This window comes from Cyclobacterium sp. 10D3-21 (assembly GCF_055809755.1).
In genome coordinates this window covers 1,631,840-1,644,288 of the sequence record NZ_CM147924.1, presented here as the reverse complement: position 1 = coordinate 1,644,288, position 12,449 = coordinate 1,631,840, and the positions used below count along the sequence as shown (strand labels likewise).

The following is a 12,449-nucleotide window of genomic DNA, read 5'->3' as shown; positions in this document are numbered from 1 at the left end:
GTGAAGAAAATTCCAATTTCACTCTTCCCCTTTTCCTTAATATGAATTACAAATTAGATGCCTCCTTTCCTTTGCTCTATTTGGATGAGTATGGGTCGAATTAGGTCGGTTGTTCTGAAACTTAAACCCTGATTATGAAATGGGTTTCCCATTCTTCCGGGAAGGGGTGTAATCCGAAGAAAATCTGGCTATTTGGGGATGGATCAATAGTGAATAAACATTTGATTTTGAGATGATTACACAAATCAACAGAAAATCTATAGCCTATTTCTGGATAAATCTAATAAAAACCGCCCCTTTTTTAACTTTAAGGGGCGGTTTTTTTTCAACCTAATAAATATTTAAATCATGAAATACCTATCATTGTTTAATGAATTTTAGCATTTCTTGTCGGCCATTTCTGTTGACCAAAAGAACGTAAATCCCTTGAGATAGATTATGATCTGAAATATCAATGGCAAGTTTACCCCATTTAATCTCAAAGTCTCCCTCCATCATTTTCACACCCTTCATGTCAAAGATATGGATATGAACTATATCTTCCATCACACCTGACAATTCAAGGTTTATCACATCATCAACGGGGTTAGGATAAATGCGCGTTGCCAATGCTGGCTCCTCTTGATCAGCATTTATTCCCGAATTATCCTCATTTACATAAACGGAATTCAAATCTGTCATAATCCGAAGTCCAAGACTTGGGTTGAAAAGATTGGCTATTTCACTTCCACTTAGCGCTCTATTGTAGAGCTTGATTTCATCGAGGTCACCATCCCACCTATTGTTACCGTATTTGGCTCCAATTTGCAATTCAGTGGTATTCGATTTGATCTCCACAGGAGCGTAAGTGGCTGAATTGTCCTCCACTCCATTGATGTAAACCTTGGAGGTAGTCCCATTAAATGTGGCTGCTACATGTGTCCAGGTTTGCCCATCAGCAGGATAATTCGCATTGGAGAAAATCCTATATCCAGTTCCACTGCTTTCCCTATTAAATCTAAATTCCAGCTTCCCGTTTTCATAGATACTGAATTCATATCCGTCCGGTCCAGACTTGGAAAGGATTTGCTTCCTTTTTACTGCGTCAGGTCGGATCCATGCAGCAATTGTGATCTCTTCATTGATATCCAAACTCGCATTATGAGGAACGGAGGCATACCTATTTATAGATCCCGTCAATCTCAATGCAACCCCTACTTTACCTGGCACCAAACTTACACCTGATGTATTTTGGATGGTTGCATCATTACCATTTCCGGAATAGTCTATCAAGGTATTCCCACTGCCATTTTCCATCGACCAGTAACCTACCAAATCTTCTGAAATGGTTTCAGGTTCAGTGGTGAAATCCCAGGTCTGAGACCATGGAGAATCTCCTACGGAGTTGGTTGCAGCTACCCTCCAAAAATAAGTCGTGTTGTACTGCAAGCTTGGCATAGGATAAGAAGTTTCTTCTAACCCGGACATGGTAATATCACCAATTGTAAAGCCAGGGTCCTCAGCAAATTGAATGGTATAATCGTCTGCCATATCAACTGAATCCCAATCCAGAATCAATCCTGTGCGTGCCAGTCCGGTTTCACCACTGGTAGGACTGCTTAATTGAGGAGCAACTGGTGCCTCAGGCGGTCCTCCATTGAAGACATCAAAGACCTCCACATTATCCAGAGCTATATTATAAAGTCTGATTTCATCAAGTTCTCCTTCCCATCTGTCGTTACCGGATTCTGCCGCGATCTGCAATTCAGAGCTATTTGAGATGATCTGCACTGGAGAATAGGTAGCGGAATTGTCCTCGATTCCATTTATATAGATTTTTGAAGTTGTTCCATCAAAAGTGGCAGCAACATGCATCCAGGTAAGCCCATCAGTTGGATAATCCGTATTGGAATAAATCACATAACTCTCTCCGTTACTTCCTCTGTTAAAACTAAATTCCACCTTGCCGTTTTCAAAAATGCTGAGCTCATATCCATCAACCCCTGACTTAGAAAGAATTCGTTTTCTGTTTATTCCATCTGGTTTTATCCAGGCAGCTATGGTGATGGCCTCATTAATGTCTAAGGTAGAATTATGAGGTACAGTAGCATAGTTGTTGACAGCACCCGTTAGACTTAAGGCAAGCCCTTCTACTCCAGAAACCCATGTGATACCGGAATTATCCTGAATAGTGGCATCATTGCCTACACCGGACTGATCTAGTAGCACGGTGCCTGAGCCTTCTTCCATTGTCCAGTAGCCTACCAAATCATAAAGTTCTGACAAGTCTTCTTCCGTGGTAAAGCTCCACACTTGAGACCAGGGTGAAACCCCTTCTTCATTGGAAGCATTCACCCTCCAGAAATAAGTAGAATTTGACTCAAGATCAGGCAAAGTAAAGGAAGTGCTAGTAATGCCCGTTTGCTCTATCAAGGATCCTGAGAAATCTGGGTATTCAGAAACTTGAATCCAATATTCATCTGCAGATGCCGGAGCTTCCCAGACTAAATTAATACTTAATTCGGATACATTGGTGGAGAAGTTTTCAGGAGATGAAAGGAGTGGTGCTGTAGGTTTATTTGGAACACTAGAAGTACCATTATAGAGATCATTGATTTCCTGATTGTTCAAGGCACCGCTGTAAAGTCGGACTTCATCAAGTTCCCCTTTCCATCTGTTGTTACCATACTTTGCCCCAATTTGTAATTCCGTGGTGTTGGATTTGATCAGTGTAGGCGAATAGGTAGCGGAGTTATCTTCTACTCCGTTGACATAGATTTTTGAGGTGGTTCCATCAAAGGTAGCTGCGACATGCATCCAGGTCTGACCATCGGTAGGATAATCTGCATTGGAATAAATCCTATATTCAGTTCCATTGCTCTCCCTATTAAATCTAAATTCAAGTTTACCATTTTCAAATATGCTGAACTCGTATCCATCAGGCCCTGACTTGGAAAGGATTCGCTTTCTGCTAAGCCCATCTGGTCTGATCCATGCAGCAATTGTAATGGCCTCATTGATGTCCAAAGTAGCATTGTGTGGTACTGAAGCATACCTATTTGAAGAACCTGTCAAACTTAGCGCAAGCCCATCGATTCCAGTCACCCATGAAACGCCTGAATTATTTTTGATATTGGCATTGTTCCCGTTTCCAGAGTGATCAATTAAAGTACTTCCACTACCTTCCTCCATTTTCCAATGACCTACCAAGTCAGAATTGCCGGATATTACTTCGGCAGTGTTGAAACTCCAGATTTCAGACCAAGGTGAATCTCCTTCTTGGTTCGATGCAGCCACCCTCCAGTAATAGTCTGTGTTGGGTTGAAGTTCAGCAACGGTATAAGAGGTATTTGTAATCCCTTCTTCTTCAATCAATGTGCCCGTGAAAAGAGTATTTTGGGCAACCTGAATTTTGTAATCATTTGCGGATTCTGAAGCATTCCAACTAAGATTCAAATTCAAGTTAGATAAATCACTTGAATTATCATTTGGTAATGCTAGTAAAGGAGCTGCAGGCTCTTCAGTAACAACTGTCTCTCCATTGTATAAAGTAAGAATTTCCTGATTGTTTAGTGCCCCCTTATAGAGCCTGACTTCGTCAAGTTCCCCTTTCCACCTGTTGTTTCCATATTTTGCTCCAATCTGTAAATCGGTGGTGTTGGATTTGATCATTACAGGAAAATAGGTTGCTGAATTGTCCTCTATCCCATTGACATAAATCTTTGAAGTGGTCCCATCGAATGTAGCAGCGACATGCATCCAGGTTTCACCATTAGTGGGATAATCAGTATTGGAATAAATCATATATTCAGTTCCGCTGCTTTCTCTGTTGAACCGGAATTCCAATTTGCCGTTTTCGAAAATAGTAAATTCATACCCGTCAGGGCCTGATTTCGACAGTATTTGTTTTCTGCTTAATCCATCAGGCTTGATCCATGCAGCGATGGTAATGGCTTGGGTAATGTCCAAAGTAGAATTATGTGCTACAGTGGCGAATCGGTCTAAAGAGCCTGTCAAACTTAGTGCAAGTCCTTCTACACCTGTAACCCAAGTGATTCCCGAATTTCTAACTATTGCAGCATTATTGTTCTTTCCAGAATAATCAATTAGTGTGCTGCCACTTCCTTCTTCCATCTTCCAATACCCCACCAAATCAGATGAAGTTGATTCGTCAGCAGCAGTAGTAAAGGACCATTCAATTGACCACGGTGAGTCTTCCCCTACTGTATTGGTAGCGGCTACTCTCCAATAATATTGAGTGTTTGCCAATAATGCAGATGTAGTAAAGGATGTACCTGATATATTCTGATCGTTAACTACGGTCGTTGTAAAATCAGAATCCAATGAAACCTGCACTTTATAGGTCGCTGCCAAAGGTTCTGCATCCCAACTCAACGTTACGGTCTTTAAAAGATCCGTGGCTTGATTTGCCGGACTGGTTGGCACTGGTGCGTTAGGCAACACTGTTTCGGTCTCTTTGGTTATAAAGCTCCGTACTTCTGACCAAAGTGAAACCCCATCCTCATTATAAGCTGCGACCCTCCAATAATAAGTGGTGAGATCCTGAAGTTCAGGTGTAGTGAAGGTAGTGCCGATTATTTCCTGAACATCTGCTGCAGTAGAAGAGAACTCAGTATTCTTTGATATCTGTACCCAATATTCAGTCGCCAAGGGTTCAGCTTCCCAAGTTAGATCAGAAACATTTTCTATTCCAGTGGCTTGATCAGCAGGTGAGATAATTGTGGGAGGGCTAGGTATTACTCCAGAAACATACCCTTGAATGGGTATTTCAAGTAAAATATTGTTACCATATTCCACAACCAGTTTAGCATCCAGATTGCTCTTTGTGCCATTATAGTTGAGTAAAACTGTATTAGAACTGTTGGCTGATAAAACTGAGTGATCAAATGATCCATCCACAAACTCAAAATCAGAAGCATCATCCCCCTCTATGTACATCGCTTCGATATATATGGCTTGATTACCACCAGAAACATTCAAATCAGCGACAAGTTGACTTTCACTGTCCACTTGTAGGTCTTCCAGAACAGATAAGGTACTTCCGGATAAGGACTGTCCTGTTGGATTATTTATTCCAAAATATTCCATATTCCGCTGTCGTCCTCCTCCTCTATTCGGAGAACCACCTGCTATAAATAAGCCGTTTCCTGAAAGGATAGCCTGCGTTCCATGTCTTGGGAAGTTCATATCCAATCCACTGGACCAAATTTGGGTGACAGGATCATACATTTCTGTGGTACCCAACGCATCATCGCTACTAAGATTTTCACCTCCGGCAATAAACAATTGTTCATTGAAATTAGCAGCAATTGCGGCAGCCCTTGGAGTAGGAATGTTGAGGTTACTTGGCAGGGTAGACCAGGTTTGAGTTTCAAAATCATATACATCCACTTCTGGTATTACCGGGGCAAACACGCCTTCAGCTCCACCTGTTAGCCTGCCGGCAGCGGCATATAATTTATTACCAATCACCACGGCATGGAAATGATCTCTTGGTCGAGGCGCATTTTCCAATGGTGTCCAAGTGCCTGTTGCAGGATCGAATTCATCGAAATAGGGAACATAACCTCCGCTATGGCCCATGGTATTCCCACCTATCACATAAAATTTATCTTTGTACATTACTAATCCTGCTGAGCCCCTTCTTCTATCTTCAGGTATTTCAGGTCCCATAATGTATTGTTCATTTACCGGATCAAATATCCAGACATTTGTAGCCGGGACTTCATTAGGATAAGCGTTGGTTTGGAAAGATCCTATTACCCAAATAAATCCTTTATAAGTCGTGGCCTGGAAATGGTTGAAACTTAAGGGGGCTACATTACTAAGCGCATTCCAGTTGTCAGTCTCAAAATCATATACATCAATAGTGGTGGAGTTTTCCCTTCCTCCCATGATATAAAAGTATTTTCCGGCTTGGACAAATGAATTTTCATGCCTCTCGGTATAGTTTTGGTCCTCATTACTAAGGTTCCAGCCTTGCTGTTCTATGGTCCAGGTGAAATTAAACGATTCCACATTTTGGACTGGATAATTGGAATCCTTGATTTGTATAGATATCAGGTAAGGGGAGCCGGCAACGGCGCTACCATCAACGGTGCCGTATATCCTACCATTCACCTCTTCGATATCAATTCCCGGAGGTAAGTTCGAAGCAGTATAATATAGGGCTCCTACTCCACCTTCAGCCATGGCCCTCAGTGTTCCATCCAGTACTTCGCCAACCCTACTGAGCTGGTCTTCTATTTCCTGTACAATAATTATCGGTTCGGATATCTGTGTGCCAAGAATTTCAATGCCATGGATTATTGGATTTCCTGTTTGCTTAACAAATTCAATATTCAAAACCCCGTCACTCACACTTACCGGTATTTTCTCCATACCTGCAACTCCATGTCCATATTGTGCAACAATGTCAAAATCATCCAGCACAATGTTATCCTCCAACTTGACATCAAAGATTCTTGCTCCGACGGAAGGAGTTTCATTGGCACCGTTTCCAAAATATAAATTGACATTATAATCACCATTGGTCACAGGAATGCTGTAAACCATGTTTTCTGCACCGAAATTTTCACGGACTTTTTCGAATATTCCTGTGAAAGTATTGTTATTAATGTAAGAAGGAATAGAGGGATGCCTGTTTTCAAAATTCAGAACAGTGGATTTAGATGATCCCAAATTCACAGAATATCCATCACCTTCAAAAGCCCCATCTATTATATTTTCTTTCCAGTTAGGTGAGACACCTTCTCCAGATACAGCTGCTCCCCCTGCATTTACCCGATACAAAATTTGCTCTGCAGGTACGACATATAGGGTAAAGCGCTGTTCGGCAAAATAACCATCCTGATCGGTAGCGCGAAGGGTAATATTCGTAGAATCAGGTTCGCTGGATAAAACCAAAGTCAATTCACTTCCGGAAATTGAAGCTCCAAAGGCTGAATTGCTATTCGTTACGGAGAAATTAAGATTTTCAACCCCGTTATTATCGTTGAAATATTCTGTCAAATCGTATTGTCTATCCCCAGAACCAACCTGTCTGGTTAGGTCTAAAAATTCATTAATGGGGTAAGGTTGGTCTGCTGTAACTTGGAAGTAATCATAAGTTGCCATGAACTCAACGCCATCCTGAAGGGATGATCCAAAAACTCCAATTGCCAATGGTAAAGAACTGTCCCGAACAATGTCCAGCAATGGAGAAGTTAAGGTTTTGGTTCCTAAACTTATCAAAGGTCGATCTCCGATTTGGACCATAGGCTCTACTATCCCAAACACTGAAGAAACCCTTAAAATAAATTCGACTTTTTCACTGGAATTTGGCCTATCCCCCACTGGAATAGGAATCATCAGAGGATTATTATCAGGAACATCATTGGTTTCCAAAGCGGCTACCAGATGGGTTTTTGTAAACACGAATTTCAAAAAGTTCTCTTGGGTGCCATCACCTATCTGAATGCCCAACTCTCCATCGTGATCAATATTGTAAAACATTTGGGGCCCATCCAATCCAAGCAAAGCACCTCTGATCAAAAATTCACCCGTTTCTAAACTTACATTCGCCCCTAGCTGGAACCCTTTATCCTGGTCGTTGGCAGTACCGTTGGCAGTTCCTCCTGTCATGGCAATTTGAATAGCGCCTGCTGCTCCCCCATAAATATCATTGGGCAATGGACCGTCACCCAGTACATCCAGCCAGTTAAGCCAATTGGGATTGGGATCCCCATTGTTCATCAAGCCTGTCATTCCTAGCCCTAAATAACCAAAAGGTCTTCCCAATTCATCTGTATTGTCAGAAAACAATTCATTATCGATGGGCATGTTTGTGGGGTTTCCCAATTGAAAGGGATCGGCACCATCCAATATACCATCACCATCATCGTCCAAATCATTCAAATCAGAAATCAGATCCCCATCAAAATCAGAAGGGTTAGACCCCCCAGAACAGTAATCTGTATCATTGTCAATTTCATCCTGATTGGTAAATCCATCATTGTCATAATCCGCATCCGGATCAAATAAAGGATCATCGGGCTCGGGACAAAAAGCCAAATCTGCAGGTGTGAAAATGCTGATGCGATCATCAAAAGTAGCTACCCATATGGTTCCGGGAAATACCTCACTATCTCCATTTGAAGTAATTCCCAGGGCATTTCCTCCATTTAAATTCCATTTATTCTCGAAAAGGTCTTTTAAGGATCCATCTGGATTAAGGGTAACCAGGTGAAGTCTACCCCCATTCCTTCCAGCAATTAATGCGCCTTTTATGGCTCCTCCAAATGCAGAAGAAGTATATTCCTCCAGTGCATTGGTGTTGATGGCCCACATGGTCACTATTTCAGGCTGTGGACCATTTGGGTTATTCAAATCAGGAGCCCTATAATCTGCATGATTAGGATTGGCCATGATCAAAGGAACCGGAGGCCAGTTGGCAGGCAAGGTAGTAGCCGCATAGTCTAAAAACCCAGGTTGATTGGGCGCGATCGGTTCTAAAATTTGAGTCCTAAAAACTTCATTTTCCGTGTAAGAAGGATAGACATATTCCCAGCTATATGCATCATCAACACTTTTGGTGTAGAGTCCTGCTCCTCCGGGATTAAAAGGAAATGGGGCTCCTAATGTATAGGGAATACCAGGATTAGCGCGAATAGGTGAAGGATGTCCTCCATAATACGCTCCAGATTGATAATTATTGATATCATTGGCCACCATCATCAGATGGTCCCGATTGGTAACATATTCCCCGGACGGAGCGGTATTGGTAGAGTTATTGCCTAATTCACCAACAACATAATTATTGGTTACACTATTTGGATCTCCTTCATTTTCAGGTAATCCCCCCCAATTGGCATTGGGACCATTATCTGTCACGAAAACTTTTCCAGTTTCGGTAACTACCAGATCATAGGTATTCCTGTACCCTCCAGAAAAAACCTGTACCGGTCCTCCCAAAACCTGCATTCCCATATTCAAGCCGTCATTTCCTCCAAACGGGTCCCCAACATCAATTCCGTTGTAATTGGGGTCATTAGGATCATAAATTCCATTCACATTTACCCTAAATGGATCATCCAGCGTGGGAATATCATATTTAAATTTTCTTCCGGAGTTTACGTCTGTCTGCGTAGGTAAGGCATTAATCGCATTTAAGTCAATAGAAAGTATGGCAGATGCTAGGGCATATTCATTTGTCCAGGCAAAATTAGTACTTGGAGACCCCGCATTGGTATTGCCACCACTGGTAACCAGCAGGTAAGGTTTTCCGTTAATTTCTGTCAATACCAATCCATTGGTAGAATGATTTTCTTCGGATCTTGGCAAACCCCTAACCAAATCAATCACATCCCAGGTAGATCCAGTCCAGGTAAGCCTGGTAATGATACCGGAATTGGTATCCAATACCCGGTCTCCGGATGGTCCACCCCACTTCGGATCACTTGATCCTACATAAATGATCGGATTAGAAGCCGTACCCACAACGGTAATTCCCGTCGATTGCCGAACACTCCTTCCATCCCTTGCTGGAACACCGAGATCATCATGGTTGGGGATATTCTGAACCCCTAACAAGGTTTCATACCCGGTTACGGAGTAAATGTTTTGCCCCGTTTTTTCAATGGTGTAAATCTTAATATCACCCTTTAAATCCGTAAGGTATAACCTTCCATCTGGCCCAAATTCGAGGGCTGTCCCCCGTTCCGGTTTAGGAAACCCCTCAAATTGAAGGGTTGAAATATCAAATGGCACATCCTGAGCATACAAGAGTTGGCCAACAAACATAAAAAGTGCAAAGAACAGTACAGACTTTGCCTTGTTGAGGGAATTTGGTATAAATAACATACCTGAATTGTTTATTATAAAAACTAGTAAAAACTTATTTTCTCAAAATATTATTTTGAGATTTAATAAAAGGCTGGTTTGGTATTATAAATATAGTGAAGTAGATAATAAATACAAAAAAAATATTCACAAATGCATAATCATGTATATATTATGGAATGATAATAAATTAGCAAATAAAGTATCTATTGCTTAAACAGTGTGTTTTAAAGGCCTTAATTGACCTTTAAACCTGATTAAAGTCATTAAAAAATATACAATAAATTATCAATTGTTGGTTAAAAAAAATTTCAATAGGATTGAATATAAGAAAGAGAATAAAAAAAGCTTTGGATCGACTTATCGATCCAAAGCTCTATAGTAGTAACAAGTTTACCACCTTAATATAATACAATTTATCTTTAATTATATATATTTTTTATTTCTGAAGAAGTTAAAGCATTCCTATATAACCTTACATCATCCATTGTTCCCGTCCATCTATTATTGCCGTGCTTTGCTCCTATTTGAACAGCTGTCTTGTTGGAATTGATTTTAGTAGTTCTATAAGAAGTTGAATTGTCCTCCACTCCATTAATATAGATGGTAGACTTTTTGCCATCAAAAGTGGCGGCGACATGCATCCAGGTTTTTCCATCTGTAGGATAGCTCTTTCTGGACTGTACCATGTAATCTTTGGCATTTGAATCCCTGTTAACTCTGAATTCAACTTTCCCATTTTCGAATATGCTTAGTTCATAGACATCCCCTTTAGAAAGAATCTGTTTTCTAGCCTTTCCGGAGGGCCTAATCCATGCAGCTATGGTGATAGCCTCCTTTATGTCCAAGCTGGAATTGTGAGGGATTGAGGAAAATCTTTTTGTTTTGCCATTCGTTTTTAATGCCTTTCCATTAATTCCTGAAACCCAGGAGACACCGGAGGTATTTTCTATTTTTGCATGGTTACCATTTCCAGAATCATCCTTAAGTGTTCGTCCACTACCTTCATTCATTTTCCAATGACCAACTAGGCTGGAACTCGAACTTACGTCGCCGTTGATGTTATCAGAACCTGAATTGTTTGAATCATCCGATATATTAATCAAATCATTGACCGAAACCTTTTCAATTACCTCCTTCTCTAATAATTCATTGGATAATCCTTGAATGATATCGCCACTTTTTAAATCATCCACCTTAAAGTTGAAAACAACCGTTTCTCCAACTTTTCCACTTTTATTGTGTCCTATATAAGGAGTTGCTGTGAGTTTATAGGTTCCTTCTGGCGTTCCACCTCCATTATGATAATTACCACGATCATAGCCATATATACAGTACTCAGCTTCATTTCTGGTCACAGTAAAACTCTTGGGGCCTTCTAATTCAAACTCAACACTCCCTTCAAAATCTTCTTCAAAATTCGCTTGTAAGGATATCCTGTTGTCGTCTAATGGTCCTATATTAATTACACCATTGTTTGGGACCAAACCCAATACTTTGTCTCCTATAGTATTGATCAATGAAAAGGACTCTATTTTGGGAACATACGGCCCCCATCCTTTATCATTATCCTCATTTGGATCCATTTCCTTCAATGATGCATTCTCATTGCCCATTCTTATATTATCATAGTATAAAACCCTGGTATCCGTGTCTGTAGATTTTTTTTCCCAGGCGTCTTTATAGATACCCAATTTCCATCTAGGCATTCGCTCCCCTTTGTATTTATTCGGGCCAGTATGGGTAAGTATTTTGTTTCCATTTCGCCATACTTCCACCAACCCATTGCTATACTCAGAGTGAACAATATGAAAAACAAAAGTAATCCATTCGTTTTTAGGTATTTTACCAAAATTATAATGGTCCCATAGGGAAGTTTTTAATTTGGAATTGTGACCTACCCTAAATACGAAATCATCCTCTATTACTCTTAAGGATAATGTTGGTGTACTGGCGTTGTGCCATTGGGAAATGACCTCATCATCTCTGTCCTTCCTAAATCCACTTGAAGGAAGATAAATGGCAAAACTATACCAGTTTTCTATATCAGAAGGGGCTTCTACAAGAATTTCAGCTCTTTTGCCCGTTCTAGTTGCCTGGTCATCCGTTTTGCGCAATTCAAATCTTCCAACACCATCTCCTTTAAAAGAGGGAGAGCTGGCTACCTTAAATGAATGATTTTCGGAAAATTGTTGGGTGACATAAGCATAAAAAGGATTTTCATCTTCAAAAGTTTCTTCATAAATAATGTTCCAATTGCCCAATTCAGAATGGGAAGCGTAAGCTTGAAGTAATTGTAACTCGTCAATATCAGCTCCTAATAATTTTTCGTCTGGGCCTTCTAAATCTCCGTCCATTTGACATGAAAAACATAGCAAGGTCAACGAAGTGGCTAAAAGCCAACTAAAAGGTTTTCGCAAAATGATCATAATTAATAATTTAATTGGTGATTGAATTTATTCAATTATTTTTCTGATTAATTTTGGGTGATTTGATGTTCTGATTAGGTATAAGAATATTTGGATGATTAAATACCTTTAGAACAACCCCTTGTCAATTTCTGCGTATAAGACAATTTTTATACCAAGCCATTTTTCAATTCCCACCCTTCAAAAAAGTAATGACTGGGA

2 protein-coding genes are annotated in these 12,449 nt (G+C 40.5%); both read right to left on the bottom strand.

Going from position 1 to position 12,449, the window contains the following annotated elements:
* Nucleotides 1–360: 360 nt before the first annotated feature.
* Nucleotides 361–9,840 carry a LamG-like jellyroll fold domain-containing protein gene (locus tag AC0L7T_RS06755; RefSeq protein ID WP_473341741.1) on the bottom strand — a complete coding sequence of 3,160 codons (9,480 nt, stop codon included), beginning with the start codon at nucleotides 9,838–9,840 and terminating at the stop codon, nucleotides 361–363.
* 401 nt (nucleotides 9,841–10,241) lie between these two features.
* A complete protein-coding gene (locus tag AC0L7T_RS06750; protein WP_473341740.1) occupies nucleotides 10,242–12,248 on the bottom strand; it encodes a heparin lyase I family protein in 2,007 nt (668 codons plus the stop codon).
* Nucleotides 12,249–12,449: the final 201 nt, after the last annotated feature.